Here is a 14,684-nt window from a genome sequence, read left to right as displayed (position 1 = left end):
GGTGATGAAGATGGAAGCAATTAATTTGGATAAATACAGGCAGCTTCTGGAACGGTCCTATGAGCAGGAGATTGGCAGGGTGGTGAAGCTGGTAGGTCTGACCATTGAAGCCTCCGGCCCCAGTGCAAATCTCAACGATGTCTGCCATATTACCGTCGAAGGATCGGAAAGCCGGATTCCTGCCGAGGTGGTTGGATTTCGGGAAAACAGGATCCTGCTGATGCCCTACGGTGATATGACCGGTGTGGGAGTCGGAAGCCTGGTGGAGAATACCGGTTCCGCCATTAAGGTGCCCGTGGGCGATGAGCTTTTGGGCAAGACCCTGGACGGACTGGGAGAGCCCATGGACTTTACCCGGATTACGGGAGGGAAGTATTATCCCGTTGAGGCCCCGCCGCCGGATCCCCTGAAGAGAAAGATTATTGACGAGGTGCTGCCCCTTGGGGTGAAAGCGGTCGATGCCATGCTCACGGTGGGAAAAGGCCAGAGAATCGGTATCTTTGCAGGCAGCGGAGTGGGTAAGAGCACGCTGCTGGGTATGTTCGCAAGGAATACCAGAGCGGATATCAATGTCATTGCCTTAATCGGAGAGCGCGGCAGAGAGGTTCGTGAATTCATCGAACGGGATTTAGGAGAGGAAGGTATCCGGCGTTCCGTGCTGGTGGTGGCTACCTCCGACAAGCCGGCGCTGATCCGTAAGAAAGCGGCGAAAACGGCAACTGCCATTGCGGAATATTTCCGCGATCAGGGGAAGGATGTTCTGCTGATGATGGACTCCCTGACCCGTTTCTCCATGGCCCAGCGGGAGATCGGATTAGCCTCCGGCGAGCCTCCGGTATCCAGAGGATATCCGCCCAGCGTATATTCGGAGATGCCTAAGCTGCTGGAGCGGGCAGGTAATTCGGAGCACGGCTCCATTACCGGCCTGTATACCGTGCTGGTAGACGGAGATGATTTTAACGAACCCATTACGGACACTGCCAGAAGTATTCTGGACGGACACATCATGCTTTCCCGTAAATTAGGACATAAAAACCACTATCCGGCAATTGATATCCTTCAGAGCATCTCCCGCTGCATGAGCTCCATCGTGACCCGTGAGCACAAGGAAGCGGCAGGAAAGCTGAAGAATGTACTGGCAACCTATCAGGATGCCGAGGATCTGATTAATATCGGAGCCTATAAGAGCGGCTCTAACCCGGATATTGATTATGCGATAGCAAAGATAAAGGAAGTGAATGCTTTTCTTCAGCAGGATGTTAATGAGAAGCTGGACTTTCAGGACGAAGTGATGAGATTAATGGAGATATTTAATCAATAATGAAAAAATTTCGATACAGTATGGAGAATTTGCTCCAGGTGAAAAAAAAGCTGGAGGATCAGGCGAAAATAGCTTACGGGGCAGCAAGACTCCGGCTGACGAAAGAGGAAGAGAAGCTGGAGCAGATGAAGCAGCGCAGAGATTCCTTCGTCGAGGAGCTTCGCAATCTGCGAAACGCCAGACTGGATCTGCTGAAGATCAGACAGTGCAGCCAGGCAATTGAGATTATGGATCAGAACATAAAGCAGCAGACGGCGGTGGTAAGAAACGCGGCTCACCGGCTGGAGATTGCCCGGATCAGACTGAATGACGCAATGGTTGAGAGAAAGACACAGGAACGGCTGAAGGAAAATGCTTTCATGGCATATCTGCTGGAGCTGGAAAGCGAGGAACAAAAGGAAGTGGATGAGCTGAACAGCTTCAATTACAGCAGGCCTGCAGCCTATGAGGAGGACAGATAATGGCAAAGAAGCAAAAGGCAGCGGCCTTTGATAACGAGAATAAGGAAAGCAGCAAGGTTCTGACTGTGCTCATCGCTCTGTTGCTGGTTATTATCTGGCTTGCCGTATTTGCATTGTTGATTAAGCTGGATGTAGGCGGTTTTGGATCAGGAGTATTGCGTCCGATTTTAAAGGGAGTTCCCATCGTCAATCTAATTCTTCCTTCCGAGGGACCCGAGGTGGATCGGTCGGCAGAGAATCAGGGAGAGTACCAGACCCTGCCGGAGGCTTTGAATAAAATACAGGAACTGGAACAGACCATTGCCGATATGAAAAAGAACAATCAGGACAGCAGTGCCGATGCTGCGGAGCTTCAAGCCGAGATAGACCGGTTGAGAGTGTTTGAGAAGAACCAGCTTGCTTTTGAAAAGCTCAGGGGAGACTGGGAAAAGAATGTGGTCTTTAATGATGCGGCTCCGGATATTGAAGAATATAAGGCTTATTATGAGGAAATCAACCCCACAAGGGCGGAGGAGATCTACCGTCAGGTGCTGGAGCAGCTGAGATTTTCCGAGGCGATCAAGGAGAAGGCGGATATCTACAAGAATATGGAGCCTGAGGCGGCTGCCAGAATTATGGAAACCATGACGGCGGATGTGGAGTCCGTAGCTAAGATCCTGCTCAGCATGAAATCCAAGGAAAGTGCGGCAATTTTGGCGGAGATGGATCGGGTGGTAGCGGCAAAAATCACAAAAAAGATGCTGGATCTGGATGCTGAGAAGCTGGTGCCATAATACGGCATAATTACATGGGTTACATTCAGAAGCTGGTCTTCTGTTGTAATACAGGCTTTGGGAAGAAAGATTATTTCCCGGAGCCAAACTATCAGAGAACAGGAATTGCGAAGCGGATTTTACGTACCCGCTTCAGCCTCACAGGAAAGGAGGAAACGAATATGACGATGCAGCGCGTTATGAATCAAGCCACCCAGTTATACGGCACTGCGGCAGGAAGCGGTACTTTTAAGGGAAAGCAGACGGCAGGCGCTTTTGACCTGGTCATTGACAATACCATGAATGGATCCAAAGCGGCAGACCAGACGGCGGATGCCGGCAGGAAAGCTTCTGCTGCGGAAAAGCCGGATGCCAGACAGGCGGAGGATGCAGCGCAGAGCAGCTCGAAGGCGGGTGCCCAGACAGAGGTACGGACGGAGAAGCAGACAGAAGCAGGCCGAAAGTCAGAGTCAAGCCGGAATGAGGCAGCTGCCGGACAGGTGAAGGAAGACATGCCTGAGAAAATAACGGGAGATACAGCCACATTGGAGAAGATCTCCGCCATGCTGAATATGGTGAGGGATACGGTGAAGGAGCTGTTGGGTCTCAGTGATGCTGAGCTGGATCAGCTTATGGAAGTACAGGGAATGGAACTGACCGATCTGCTGCAGCCTCAGAATTTACAGCAGCTGGTTCTTGCGAAGAATGGGAAAAACGATCTCCTGGCAGTGCTGACGGATGAGACGCTGGCGGATGCCATGAATCAGCTGGTTCAAGCAGTGGAAACCGTAAAGGAAGCTTCCGGTCTGGAACTGACACAGGAGCAGATCAGGAGTCTGTTGGAAGGTGCATTGCCCCAGATGGAGGAGAAAAAAGCTGTTCATGGGGAGGATGCGGCAGAGAGCGGGAGGAAGGTTCCTGCACAGGCTCGCAAAGAGGAAGCAGAAAAAACGGTGAATCCGGACAAGAAGGAGGAAGCCTCTGAACTTGTCAGTCAAAAGGACAATGGCAGCTATGGAGTAACATCTGCAGAAACTTCCAAGACAGAGGAGAGCTCCTTCAGAGAGTCGAATCAAAGAAGCAGCGGGGAGCAGAAAGAAGAGGCGGCAGACCAATTTGAAGCCTTTCTCAACAACCTGTCGAAAGCATCCTCTACGACCCAGACTGAAGTTCAGGGAGGCGAGATTCATCAGGTGCAAATCAGAGAGATCGCTGACCAGATTATTCAAAGAATCAGAGTAACCGTCAGGCCGGATCAGAGTTCCATGGAATTACAGCTTAATCCGGAGCATCTGGGAAGAGTGAATCTGTCGGTTCAATCAAGAAATGGTATTATGACAGCTCAGTTTATTGTGCAGAATGAGATCAGCAGAGAGGCTGTTGAAAGCCAGCTGCACCTCCTGCGGGATGCTTTGAACCAGCAGGGACTTAAGGTGGAGGCCATTGAGGTATCCATTGCGGCTAATTCCTTTGAACAGAGCCGGGAAGGAGATTTCAACGGACAGAAGGAGACAAAATCAGACCGCAGAGGTAACCGGATATCTATGGACGATGCGGTTAACATGACCGAAGAAGAGGACGAGACAGTTTTTGAGCGGGATGCAACCGGAGTCAGGGGAAGCCAGATCGATTATACGGCTTAATCATCCGGCACCGCGGAAACATTACGAAGAAAGGAGGAAGATACATGAGTGATATGTTAGTTCAAAATGTGAAGGAAGGCGTAATGGAAAAAGCGGCCACCTCCGAGAGCAAGAAAAAGGGGCCTACCAATGAACTGGGTAAGGATGCGTTTTTACAGCTGCTGGTAACTCAGATGAAATACCAGGATCCTTTGAATCCTAACACAGATACGGAGTACATAGCCCAGCTGGCCACTTTCTCACAATTAGAGCAGCTGCAGAATCTGGGCACGGCGGCCAATAATACCCAGGCCTTTAGTCTGGTGGGCAAGACGGTAATTCTGAAAGCAGAGAGTGCCACCGGCAATTCCACCCTCATCCAGGGACCGGTAGATTATGTTGCCCTCTCCGGTACGAAGGCGAAATTATCCGTGAACGGCAGATTGTATGATTTTGACCAGCTGGATACCGTGCTGGGAGATGATTATCTGCTGAAGGAAGGACTTCCGGGAATAGAAGAACGGATTGACTTAAGCTTTGATGCCGACAATCCCAAGGACCTGAGCTTCACGGTGAAGCTGGGATCGGGTGAAACCGTAGCGGATGACGTGGCTGTGGCAATTGGGGATATGGTGCTTGATTCCAGTCTGGTGAGCCTGTCCGGCAATAAGGTGACCGTTAAGAAGGAAGTTTTTGCGAGTCTGATGAACGGAAGCTATAAGCTGACGGTTGGCTTTAACGATCCCCTGCGAACTACCGTAGAGGGTAAGGTCACAGTGAAGGTGGAGAATTCCGAGGTGACGGCAGAAGAGAAGAAGGATGCCGGGACCGGACCGGATGATATTACTTAATAAGGAAGGTGAGACCTATGAATATACCGATGAATCAGTTTCCTTCCATTGAACAGATGACGCAGCAGCTGAATGCGGTGAAGAATACAGGAAGCAGTGTTCAGAAGCAGAGCGGCGGCACCCCATTTTCCGAAATATTAAGAAGCAGGCAGGAAGCCGGCGAGTTAAAATTCTCAAAGCATGCCAACGAGCGTCTGGCCAGCAGGAATATCGATCTTACCGATGAGCAGATGGAGCGTTTGGAAAGCGGTGCCAGGAAGGCGAGTGAGAAAGGAATCAACGAATCCCTGATTATGGTGGACAATCTGGCCTTTATCATCAGTGTGAAGAACAATACGGTTATCACAGCGGTGAATGAAGGGGAAGACAGGGTGTTTACCAATATTGACGGTGCAATAATCATGTAATAAGCCGGACCTTAGGGAGGCTTAGGAATCCATGACCGATTGATTGGATTCCCATGAGGAAAAGCAGAAACAGGAGGTCATTCATTATGATGAGAGCATTATTTTCTGGCGTATCCGGTTTAAGAGTACACCAGACCAAGATGGATGTTATTGGTAATAACATCTCCAACGTAAACACCATCGGCTTTAAATCCAGTTCCGTAACCTTTGCCGATGTGTTTTATCAGACAACCCAGAGTGCTTCCGGGCCCAACGCAGAAACAGGCCAGGCCGGAAGGAACGCGATGCAGATCGGTCTCGGATCCAATGTGGCATCTATAAAAGCGGCAATTAATCTGTCCGGTGCATCCCAGAGAACGGACAATCCCTTTGATGTTATGATCGAGGGCGATGGTTTCTTTATCGTGAACAACGGCGGCACTAACTATTTTACTAAGGCAGGATCCTTTGATATCGATGCTCAGGGTACTTTGTGTACTCCTTCCGGAGCCACGGTCATGGGCTGGCAGGTGGATCCCAATGACGAGACGAAGACGGTGGCGGATGCGGTATCCGCGCTGAAGATTATGTCCCCGGAGAATCTCTATGCCGCACCGGCTGCAACAACCAATATTTACATATCGGGTAATATTGACAGCAAGGATACCCAGCTGACCAGCGAAACGGGTAAGAGGGTGAATATGTCCTTTTACGACAAGATGGGTCACAGCTATACCGCAGAGTTGATTGTGAGGCAGACAACGGATTCACCTTCTGTCTACACCGTTGCCATTAAGGACATCAAGGATGAGAGCGGTCAGTCCATCTTCGTTAATAAGCTAGTAGATCCGGAGACGGGAGAGGTTACCTACGAAGAGACGGCTTATGCCGCCAGCGGCTTTACCTTTGGCGGCCAGGAAGTGACCGGCATTGAAGTAGACGACGACGGTGTGGTGACGATTGATATGGCCGATGCCCCGCTTCTGACCTTCAACAGCTCCAACGGTACTTTTGTAAGCGTCGGTGAGGGCGATACGGTGTCCGATACCGAGGAACCTCCCAAGAGCCTTACCTTTACCATTAACGGGGATGAGAATCCCTTTGAGTCCATTGACATTGACTTCTCAAAAATCACCATGTATGCCACCAGCGGTTCTTCTTCTCTGGAGGCCACCAGGGGAAGTGTGGACGGAGGACGGGGAGCCGGCAAGAAGGTAGGTAATATGGTCGGTGTCGGTATCGATGGCTCCGGTAAGATCTACGGAAAATACGATAATGGTGACAGCCGCCTGCTGGGACAGATTGCGGTGACAACCTTTGCAAATCCGGCAGGTCTGGAGGCGGTTGGAAATAATATGTTTGCAGAGACCCAGAACTCGGGTCAGTTTGACGGAATAGGACAGGATCCCACCCAGGGAGGCGGAAGTCTTTCCACCGGTGTATTGGAGATGTCCAATGTGGATCTGTCCCAGCAGTTTACGGATATGATCACAACACAGAGAGGATTCCAGGCGAATTCAAGAATAATAACAACATCGGATACCTTATTGGAAGAATTAATTAATTTAAAGAGATAACAGATGGCTGAACGGTAACGCAAAGCCGTGCATTAGTGAGGATAGGGGTGCAAAATGGTGCAGAGGAAGATCCGGGCGTCCGGACTTCCCGGACCTTCCTCTGCACCATTTTGAACGCCCTTATTTTACAGATATTCCGATACCTGTCCATGGAGGGAAGGAGGAAAGAGAATGATTGAGGTTACCAGGCTGAATGAAACCAGGCTGACGGTGAATGCCGATATGATCGAGAGGGTGGAAGAATCGCCGGATACGGTGATTACTCTTAGTTCAGGAACTAAGATAATTGTGAAAGAAAGTAGACAAGAGATTAGAAATCTTGTAATATTATACAAAAAGGAAGTTTTTAGTCGGGATTTGTAGAAAAAAGAATTTGGGCTTCGATAAAATAATATGGATGGAAGGTGAGGAAATTGGATTTTGCATCAATATTGGGCGTAGTGCTGTGTTTTATTGTAGTTGTTTTTGGTATTGTGTACGGTCAGCCCAGTTTTATGGTTATCATGAATTTTGTGGATATACCATCTGTTCTCATTACAATCGGAGGAGGACTATGCTGTGTTCTTGCCATGTCACCGGGGGTGAAGGGCTTTCTGGAGAATCTGGCAAGCATCCGCCATGCAATGACGACGCTGCCTTCCAACGAAGAGCAGACCATAACCCGGATCATTGAATTATCCAATATAGCCCGGAAGGAAGGGCTGCTGGCGCTGGAAGAGGCGGCGAACGGAATTGAAGATGAATTCTTAAAAAAAGGAGTGCTGCTCATTGTTGACGGCACGGATCCGGAATTAGTACGCAGCATTTTGGAGACGGAATTAAACTGTGTGGAAGCGAGACATGCCAGCAAAATCGGTTTCTGGGATTCCCTGGCGGCCATGGGCCCTGCCTGGGGTATGATCGGTACTCTGATTGGTCTCATCAATATGCTGCAGAAGATGGATGACGCCAAGGCAATCGGTCCCAATATGGCAGTGGCGCTGGTTACAACCTTTTACGGCTCCATGGTTGCCAACTGGATCTGTATTCCGGTATCAACCAAACTGAAAGCAAAAAGTGCTCAGGAGATTATGATTAAGGAAGTGATGGTAGAAGGACTTCTATCCATCCAGGCAGGTGAGAATCCCAGAGTAATTGAAGAAAAATTAAAATCCTTCCTGTCACCGGTACGAAGAGCCGCAATGAGGGAAGAAGGTGGTGAGGTTCTTGGCTAGAAAGAAACCGGAAGAAAGCAGCGGAGGGAATGCTCCCTGGCTGAATACTTTTGCGGATCTGATGAATCTGCTGCTCTGTTTCTTTGTTATGCTCTTTGCCATGTCCGATGTGGATGCTGAAAAGTTTGATGAGATATCCAGATCACTGGCTAATTCCATCGGGATACTGGATGGCGGACTGACCGCTTTTGAAGGAGGAAATCTGATTTCCTCCGGGATGACACAGATGAATGAGCTGGACCGGTATTACCAGTCCATGGGCAGAGCAGGTACAGATACCGGGGAGGATCCTGATGCGGAGGATAGTGCCAATCCGGAAGGAAGCAAAGGAGATTCCCAGTCCTCGACAGGGTTAGGGGATGCCAAGCTCTCAGAGGCGCTGGAACGGATTGAGAAGGAGATGGAGTCTGCCTCATCCGCTATTTATGACAGACTTTCTGATCTGAGGCAGGAGTATAACCTCACCAGCGATATTGATCTTAGTATTGATCCGGAATTCCGTTTTGTACAACTGACTTTGAAGGGCTCCGTGCTCTTTGATTCCGGTAAGGCGGAGATCAAGAAAGCCGCTCTTCCTCTCATGAGCAGGATAGGGGATGTATTACAGGGCTTTCAGATGTATACCATAGAGATTATGGGGCATACGGATAATGTGCCCATGACCAGCGGAGCATTTCAGGATAATAACTGGCTCTCCTCGGCCAGGGCCTTGAATGCGGCGGAATACCTCATTAAGAACTGCGGAATTGATCCGGTGAAGCTTAAGTATTCCGGCCGGGGCGAGTATGATCCGGTCGCGAGCAATGCCACAGCGGAAGGACGGGCTAAGAACCGGAGAATTGAGATAAGGATTTATAACGAATACAGTGGCGAAAGGTGAATGAGACTACGATGAAGAAGAATATTTTGACGGTTATTATTATGGCAATCACGCTGATCAATACGGTTCTGCTGGCAGTAATGATTTTTACGGTTGTTCCTGCAGCCAGCAAAACTACCCGTCTGATGGACAAGGTTGCTTCCATCATAGAACTGGAATTGGAATCGCCGGATGAGAACATGAAGCTTTCGGTATCGGATATTGTAACCTATAATATTGAGGACAAGCTGACTGTAAATCTGAAGAGTGCAAGCACGGATCCCAAGGACAAGCCTCCTTATGCGGTAATGAACGTGTCCCTGTCGGTGAACAGCAAGAGCGCTGATTATGACGATCTCTTCCCCAAGCTTCAGGAGAACGAGAATGCGATCAAGGAAATCGTCCAGGAGGAATTTGCTGTCTACACCAGGGATGAGGTCTATGCCAATAAAGGCGAGATCAAGGATCGGGTGATTGATCGTATTAAGGAGCTGATGCAGTCGGATTTTGTTATCAATGTGTCATTTGGAAGTCTGGTTCTTAATTAAGGGTGGATTTCTCTCGAAATATGATGATTTTCTTGGTATTTTATGTTATGATGTTACTAGTACATTAGGGAGGAAATGACAATGGGCGACGTCCTATCCCAAAATGAGATCGACAACCTGCTGGCGGCGCTAAGCAGTGGTGAACTGGATGCGGATGATTATAAGGAATCCTCGGAAAAGCAGGTAAAGAATTATGATTTTGCCAGACCTTCCAAGTTTTCGAAGGAGCATCTTCGCACAATGAATATCATTTTTGAGCATTATGCGAGATTGCTCTCTACCAATTTACCGGCATATCTGAGAAAGAATGTGCAGGTGGAGGTAATCAATTCAGAGGCAGTCCAGTATTCGGAATTTACCAATGCATTGTCCAATCCGGTGTTGCTGGGGATTGTTGACTTTGCTCCTCTGGAGGGAAATATTATTCTGGAACTTGCGGACAATCTGGGGTATGCTATTGTGGATCGGATGTTAGGCGGAGGCGGGTATCCGCTGGAGAAGGTCCGGGATTTTTCAGAAATCGAACTGACAATTATTGAACGTATTTTTACCGTGTGTACCAATCTGCTTCGTGAGCCATGGGCAAATGTGATTCAGATCCAGCCCCGGCTGCTGCGGATTGAGACGAATTCCCAGTTTGCACAGATTATCTCCCCCAGTGAGATGATCTCTCTTGTGACCTTGAATCTGAAGATCGGCAATCTTGAAGGGATGATGAATATTTGCCTTCCCTATGTTTGTCTGGAGAAGGTTATTGATAAATTGAATACAAAGTACTGGTATTCGACGATGCAGATGGCTGACGATAAGTCCTACGAGGATATTATCGAGGTTGCCATTTCAAAAGCAAGAGTACCGATCCGTGCGGTGCTTGGCAAGAGCACGATTTCGGTAAATGACTTTATGAATATGCAGCGAGGGGATATTATCAAATTGAATTCAAAGGTGGAAGATGAATTAACCGTCTATGTGGGTAATTTAAATAAATTTACGGCACTTCCGGGCGCCTCCTCAGGCTCCTATGCGGTAAAAATTTCATCAATCAACAGAGGAGAGGAGTAACGGACTATGGATGGTATGCTGTCTCAAGAAGAGATTAATGCTTTGCTGAACGGCATAGGTACGGAAAGCTCGGACAGTACAATAACAGAGATGCTGACAGACGCGGAGAAGGATGCAATTGGAGAAATCTCCAATATCAGTATGGGAACGGCTGCAACAACGCTGTTTTCCCTGGTAAACCAGCGGGTGAATATTACAACTCCGGTAGTGGAGTATGCGACCTGGAAGAATATTGTAAACAGCTATGACCGGCCCTGTGTGTTCATTCAAATTTATTATGAGGATGGACTTGACGGCAATAATATATTGATTTTAAAAGAAAAAGATGTTAAGGTCATAACAGATTTAATGATGGGAGGGGACGGCACCAATATTGACGGTGAGCTTACCGATCTTCATTTAAGTGCAATCAGTGAGGCAATGAACCAGATGATGGGTTCTGCCGCAACCAGTATTTCTTCCATGCTGGAGAAGAGAGTTAACATCAGTCCTCCGGCAGCCGCTTTGGTGGATCTGGAGGAAAATATGAGCGGGGAGAATATTGCGGACTTCCTGAAGGGCAGTTTTGTCCGGGTTTCCTTCCATATGGAGATCGGCGATCTGGTGGACAGTGTGTTGATGCAATTATATCCCTTTGACTTTGCAAGAGATCTCTACCGGCAGTTTATAGAGGCAACCTCCATGGAACCGGACGTTCCTACCAGGCCCGCCGCAGATAATACGCCGAAGAAGCCGCAGCCTCAACCGCAGCCGGTTCAGCAGCAGCCGCAGCAGCCGCAGCCGATGCCTCAGGGCTATAGCCCTTATGCGGGAGTATCTTATCCGGGATTTCAAGGAACCCCTGGGTTTCAAGGGAATTTTGAATTTCCTGCTCAGGGAATGCCGCAGCCGATGCCTTATATGATGCCTCCGGTACAGGACGTAAATGCTTCACCGGTACAATTTGCTCCCTTTACTCCCATGGCTTCCGGTATCGTACAGCCGGAAAATATTGATCTGCTGATGGATGTGCCTCTGGAGGTAACCGTGGAGTTGGGAAGAACGAATAAATCAATTAAAGAAATACTGGACTTTACCCCCGGAACTATTATAGAATTGAATCGGTTAGCCGGTGAGCCTATTGATGTGCTTGTCAATGGGAAATTTGTTGCAAAGGGTGAAGTGGTGGTAATGGAAGAGGCCTTTGGTATCCGGGTAACAGAAATCATAAAGCAGAAATAGGAAGAAAAATTAAACACAATAAGATAGGAGAATTAACATGGCAAAGAGTATTTTAATTTGTGATGACGCGGCATTTATGAGAATGATGATCAAGGATATCCTTACCAAGAATGGTTATAGCATCGCCGGGGAGGCTGAGAACGGGATAAAAGCTGTGGATAAATACCAGGAAACCAGACCGGATCTGGTTATGATGGACATCACTATGCCGGAGATGGATGGAATACAGGCGTTAAAGAAAATTAAGGCATCTGATCCCAGTGCCAATGTTATTATGTGTTCCGCTATGGGTCAGCAGGCAATGGTTATTGAATCCATCCAGTCAGGAGCAAAGGACTTTATCGTAAAGCCTTTCCAGGCAGATCGGGTACTGGAGGCCGTGAAGAAGGCAGTGGGCTGATGGATAGCTGGATAAAGCTGGCACAACTTGAGCAGGGACAGTTGGATCTGGATCAATTGCTGGGGACTCCGACTCCGACACCGGTTGAGGGGGATTTGTCACAGGTTTTATCCGGAGCGGGCTCGGGGCACAGCTTCTGGCAGCTTGCGGGCTTGCTTCTGGCGCTGATCATTATTCTGGTGGCTGCCTATTATACTTCCAGGCTGGTGGGAGGCGTTAAGCTGGGGCAGCTTCAGAAGAGTAATTTTCAGGTGATCGATTCTTATCGGATTACACCGAATAAGATGCTGCAGATTGTCAAGATCGGGAATAAATATATTGTGATTGCCGTAGGAAAAGAGGAGATCAGCTATATTACGGAGCTGGAGGAAGCACAAGTGCTCCGGAAGGAGTTTCGTCCGGGGGAGAAGCAAAGCTTCAAACAGATATTGGACAAGCTGAAGAATAATAAAGATGCAAAGGCTGATAACCATGAAGATACATAATAGAAGCAAGGGCTTACGCTTTGGAATTGTTTTTACACTATTGATAGCAGGGGTGCTGTTTTTCTTCCAGGGGGAGAAAGCATATGCCATGACGGCACAGGATACGGTTACGGCGACGGCGGAGAGCAGCGATAATAACCTCACCGGTTCGCTGGGGCCGCTGGAGTTTACTCTGAATACGGATGAGGATGCCCAGGGACTTTCCTCGACCCTGCAGATATTGCTGGTCTTAACAGTGATCTCCCTGGCGCCCTCCATACTGATTATGGTAACCTCCTTTACCCGGATTATCGTTGTATTGCACTTCACCAGAGCAGCCCTGGGAACCCAGACCACGCCGCCCAACCAGGTGCTGGTGAGTCTTGCGCTGTTCTTAACGATGTTTATCATGAATCCTGTGTTTACCCAGATTAATGAAGAGGCTGTTAAGCCTCTGACGGCTGGAACCATTACGCGGGAAGAGGCTCTTGATGCGGGTCTGGCTCCAATCAGGAGCTTTATGATAGATCAAGTGTTGGAAAACCCCAAGGATCTGCGGTTGTTTATGGATATCGCCAAGATTGAGTCAGTGAAGACCTGGGATGATCTTCCCATTACGGTGATTATTCCGGCTTTCATCATCGGTGAGCTGCGCCGGGCTTTTATTATCGGCTTTATCATTTATATTCCCTTTATTGTAATAGATATGGTGGTTGCCTCCACCCTGATGTCCATGGGTATGATGATGCTGCCGCCGTCGATGATTTCCATGCCCTTTAAGATACTGCTGTTTGTAATTGCGGATGGCTGGAACCTGGTAATCGGCCAGCTTGTGCAGACCTTTTACCGATAAGGAGGGAAGCGGGTATGAATGAAGCTGTTATAGTTGATATTGCCAGACAGGCGGTGTATCTTGTATTGAAGTCAGCGGCTCCGATGCTTCTCACTTCTTTGGTTGTGGGGCTGGTTGTCAGTATTCTGCAGACGGTTACTTCTATTCAGGAACAAACCCTCACATTTGTTCCGAAGCTGGTTGCAGTATTTCTTGTTATCATCCTGGCGGGCAGTTGGATTTTAAATTCCCTGAAGGAATTTACAGTGGAGCTGTTCTCCAATTTTAGTTATTACATCAGCACCCTATGACCTTTACAATTGAACATTTTGAATTTTTTATTCTAATACTTGTGAGGATTACCGGTTTTCTCTTTACGGCTCCTTTTTTTTCGTTAAAAAATGTGCCGCGGAATGTTAAGGCAGGATTATCGGTTTTTATGACTGCAATTCTTTTTTACAGCGTTCCATATAGTACGCCAGAATATACAGGGGTGATCGAATTTGCAATGCTTGTTGCGAAGGAGGCTCTGGCCGGAGCTATCATGGGACTTTTTGCTAATATCGCCTATCATATCCTGGCTTTTGCAGGACAGCTGATTGATATGGAAATCGGGTTTTCCATGCTGAATGTCATGGATCCCACCACCAATGTCCAGACCACGATTACGGCCAATCTCTACGGCTATCTGGTAATACTGGTAATGATGATCACGAATCTCCACCATTATTTTCTGAGGGCAGCTATCGATTCCTTCCAGGTGATCGGGATAGGGAGGGCGGTCTTCCGCGCGGATATGTATAAGATAATGGTTCAGTTTATCGCTGAATATTTTGAGATCGGCTTTCGGATTGTACTTCCGATTTTTGCGGCAATTCTCGTGGTTAACGCGATACTGGCCATACTGGCGAAGATTGCTCCGCAGATGAATATGTTTGTCGTCGGAATGCAGCTTAAGCTTCTGGTGGGACTGCTGGTGCTGGCGATGATTATGGAGCTGGTTCCGCCGGTGGCAGATTTTATTTTTAACAAGATGAAGGAGATGCTCCTTGCTTCCATAGAGATACTGAAGTGAAAGGGGCCCGGGCAGAGATGACAGTTTCTTAAGTCCGGA

Annotated in this window: 18 protein-coding genes; all 18 read left to right on the top strand. The window is 48.3% G+C overall.

Features of this window, described 5'->3' with window-relative positions; all coding sequences use genetic code 11:
• The first annotated feature begins 4 nt into the window (after positions 1-4).
• The 18 genes from fliI to fliR all read left to right on the top strand — a co-directional run bounded on the left by fliI (position 5) and on the right by fliR (position 14,645).
• A complete protein-coding gene (fliI, locus tag HNQ56_RS15720; protein ID WP_429148196.1) occupies positions 5-1,321 on the top strand; it encodes a flagellar protein export ATPase FliI in 1,317 nt (438 codons plus the stop codon).
• Positions 1,321-1,782, top strand: a complete 462-nt coding sequence (gene fliJ / locus HNQ56_RS15715; RefSeq protein WP_429148193.1) for a flagellar export protein FliJ — start codon at positions 1,321-1,323, stop codon at positions 1,780-1,782. The genes fliI and fliJ overlap by 1 nt, the downstream gene beginning before the upstream one ends.
• Positions 1,782-2,555 (top strand): MotE family protein, encoded by a 774-nt coding sequence (locus HNQ56_RS15710; RefSeq protein WP_429148190.1) that lies wholly within the window; start codon positions 1,782-1,784, stop codon positions 2,553-2,555. The genes fliJ and HNQ56_RS15710 overlap by 1 nt, the downstream gene beginning before the upstream one ends.
• A gap of 14 nt (positions 2,556-2,569) precedes the next feature.
• Positions 2,570-4,177 carry a flagellar hook-length control protein FliK gene (locus tag HNQ56_RS15705; RefSeq protein WP_429148187.1) on the top strand — a complete coding sequence of 536 codons (1,608 nt, stop codon included), beginning with the start codon at positions 2,570-2,572 and terminating at the stop codon, positions 4,175-4,177.
• A 44-nt stretch (positions 4,178-4,221) separates the two neighbouring features.
• A complete protein-coding gene (locus HNQ56_RS15700) occupies positions 4,222-5,007 on the top strand; it encodes a flagellar hook capping FlgD N-terminal domain-containing protein (protein ID WP_429148185.1) in 786 nt (261 codons plus the stop codon).
• A gap of 17 nt (positions 5,008-5,024) precedes the next feature.
• Positions 5,025-5,414 (top strand): TIGR02530 family flagellar biosynthesis protein, encoded by a 390-nt coding sequence (locus HNQ56_RS15695; RefSeq protein WP_429148182.1) that lies wholly within the window; start codon positions 5,025-5,027, stop codon positions 5,412-5,414.
• 86 nt (positions 5,415-5,500) lie between these two features.
• The gene (locus HNQ56_RS15690; RefSeq protein ID WP_429148179.1) at positions 5,501-6,970 is read left to right on the top strand and encodes a flagellar hook protein FlgE; all 1,470 of its coding nucleotides are present in this window, start codon (positions 5,501-5,503) and stop codon (positions 6,968-6,970) included.
• A gap of 171 nt (positions 6,971-7,141) precedes the next feature.
• Positions 7,142-7,333 (top strand): flagellar FlbD family protein, encoded by a 192-nt coding sequence (locus tag HNQ56_RS15685; RefSeq protein ID WP_429148176.1) that lies wholly within the window; start codon positions 7,142-7,144, stop codon positions 7,331-7,333.
• A gap of 50 nt (positions 7,334-7,383) precedes the next feature.
• The gene (locus HNQ56_RS15680) at positions 7,384-8,184 is read left to right on the top strand and encodes a motility protein A (RefSeq protein WP_429148173.1); all 801 of its coding nucleotides are present in this window, start codon (positions 7,384-7,386) and stop codon (positions 8,182-8,184) included.
• The gene (locus HNQ56_RS15675; RefSeq protein ID WP_429148170.1) at positions 8,177-9,064 is read left to right on the top strand and encodes a flagellar motor protein MotB; all 888 of its coding nucleotides are present in this window, start codon (positions 8,177-8,179) and stop codon (positions 9,062-9,064) included. The genes HNQ56_RS15680 and HNQ56_RS15675 overlap by 8 nt, the downstream gene beginning before the upstream one ends.
• Positions 9,065-9,075: 11 nt before the next feature.
• On the top strand, positions 9,076-9,591 hold the full coding sequence (locus tag HNQ56_RS15670) for a flagellar basal body-associated FliL family protein (protein WP_429148167.1): 516 nt from the start codon (positions 9,076-9,078) through the stop codon (positions 9,589-9,591).
• 81 nt (positions 9,592-9,672) lie between these two features.
• On the top strand, positions 9,673-10,653 hold the full coding sequence (gene fliM / locus HNQ56_RS15665) for a flagellar motor switch protein FliM (RefSeq protein WP_429148164.1): 981 nt from the start codon (positions 9,673-9,675) through the stop codon (positions 10,651-10,653).
• Positions 10,654-10,659: 6 nt separating this feature from the next.
• Positions 10,660-11,874 carry a flagellar motor switch phosphatase FliY gene (fliY, locus tag HNQ56_RS15660; RefSeq protein WP_429148161.1) on the top strand — a complete coding sequence of 405 codons (1,215 nt, stop codon included), beginning with the start codon at positions 10,660-10,662 and terminating at the stop codon, positions 11,872-11,874.
• 37 nt (positions 11,875-11,911) lie between these two features.
• Positions 11,912-12,274 (top strand): response regulator, encoded by a 363-nt coding sequence (locus HNQ56_RS15655; RefSeq protein ID WP_429148159.1) that lies wholly within the window; start codon positions 11,912-11,914, stop codon positions 12,272-12,274.
• A complete protein-coding gene (locus HNQ56_RS15650; RefSeq protein WP_429148156.1) occupies positions 12,274-12,759 on the top strand; it encodes a flagellar biosynthetic protein FliO in 486 nt (161 codons plus the stop codon). The genes HNQ56_RS15655 and HNQ56_RS15650 overlap by 1 nt, the downstream gene beginning before the upstream one ends.
• On the top strand, positions 12,746-13,591 hold the full coding sequence (fliP, locus tag HNQ56_RS15645) for a flagellar type III secretion system pore protein FliP (protein WP_429148155.1): 846 nt from the start codon (positions 12,746-12,748) through the stop codon (positions 13,589-13,591). The genes HNQ56_RS15650 and fliP overlap by 14 nt, the downstream gene beginning before the upstream one ends.
• Positions 13,592-13,605: 14 nt before the next feature.
• The gene (gene fliQ, locus HNQ56_RS15640) at positions 13,606-13,881 is read left to right on the top strand and encodes a flagellar biosynthesis protein FliQ (RefSeq protein ID WP_429148153.1); all 276 of its coding nucleotides are present in this window, start codon (positions 13,606-13,608) and stop codon (positions 13,879-13,881) included.
• The gene (fliR, locus tag HNQ56_RS15635; RefSeq protein WP_429148151.1) at positions 13,878-14,645 is read left to right on the top strand and encodes a flagellar biosynthetic protein FliR; all 768 of its coding nucleotides are present in this window, start codon (positions 13,878-13,880) and stop codon (positions 14,643-14,645) included. The genes fliQ and fliR overlap by 4 nt, the downstream gene beginning before the upstream one ends.
• Positions 14,646-14,684: the final 39 nt, after the last annotated feature.

The sequence above is a fragment of the Anaerotaenia torta genome, assembly GCF_050433395.1.
Taxonomy (GTDB): Bacteria; Bacillota; Clostridia; order Lachnospirales; family Lachnospiraceae; genus Mobilitalea; species Mobilitalea torta.
This window is presented reverse-complemented; position numbering and strand designations above follow the sequence as displayed.

What these genes read in the sequence shown, in the direction of transcription:
- HNQ56_RS15685 (WP_429148176.1), top strand. Translation starts at nt 7,142, where the DNA reads ATGATTGAGGTTACCAGGCTGAATGAAACCAGGCTGACGGTGAATGCC.
- HNQ56_RS15700 (WP_429148185.1), top strand. Translation starts at nt 4,222, where the DNA reads ATGAGTGATATGTTAGTTCAAAATGTGAAGGAAGGCGTAATGGAAAAA.
- fliR (WP_429148151.1), top strand. Translation starts at nt 13,878, where the DNA reads ATGACCTTTACAATTGAACATTTTGAATTTTTTATTCTAATACTTGTG.
- fliI (WP_429148196.1), top strand. Translation starts at nt 5, where the DNA reads ATGAAGATGGAAGCAATTAATTTGGATAAATACAGGCAGCTTCTGGAA.
- HNQ56_RS15710 (WP_429148190.1), top strand. Translation starts at nt 1,782, where the DNA reads ATGGCAAAGAAGCAAAAGGCAGCGGCCTTTGATAACGAGAATAAGGAA.
- HNQ56_RS15655 (WP_429148159.1), top strand. Translation starts at nt 11,912, where the DNA reads ATGGCAAAGAGTATTTTAATTTGTGATGACGCGGCATTTATGAGAATG.
- HNQ56_RS15650 (WP_429148156.1), top strand. Translation starts at nt 12,274, where the DNA reads ATGGATAGCTGGATAAAGCTGGCACAACTTGAGCAGGGACAGTTGGAT.
- fliP (WP_429148155.1), top strand. Translation starts at nt 12,746, where the DNA reads ATGAAGATACATAATAGAAGCAAGGGCTTACGCTTTGGAATTGTTTTT.
- fliY (WP_429148161.1), top strand. Translation starts at nt 10,660, where the DNA reads ATGGATGGTATGCTGTCTCAAGAAGAGATTAATGCTTTGCTGAACGGC.
- HNQ56_RS15690 (WP_429148179.1), top strand. Translation starts at nt 5,501, where the DNA reads ATGATGAGAGCATTATTTTCTGGCGTATCCGGTTTAAGAGTACACCAG.
- HNQ56_RS15670 (WP_429148167.1), top strand. Translation starts at nt 9,076, where the DNA reads ATGAAGAAGAATATTTTGACGGTTATTATTATGGCAATCACGCTGATC.
- fliJ (WP_429148193.1), top strand. Translation starts at nt 1,321, where the DNA reads ATGAAAAAATTTCGATACAGTATGGAGAATTTGCTCCAGGTGAAAAAA.
- fliQ (WP_429148153.1), top strand. Translation starts at nt 13,606, where the DNA reads ATGAATGAAGCTGTTATAGTTGATATTGCCAGACAGGCGGTGTATCTT.
- fliM (WP_429148164.1), top strand. Translation starts at nt 9,673, where the DNA reads ATGGGCGACGTCCTATCCCAAAATGAGATCGACAACCTGCTGGCGGCG.
- HNQ56_RS15695 (WP_429148182.1), top strand. Translation starts at nt 5,025, where the DNA reads ATGAATATACCGATGAATCAGTTTCCTTCCATTGAACAGATGACGCAG.
- HNQ56_RS15705 (WP_429148187.1), top strand. Translation starts at nt 2,570, where the DNA reads ATGGGTTACATTCAGAAGCTGGTCTTCTGTTGTAATACAGGCTTTGGG.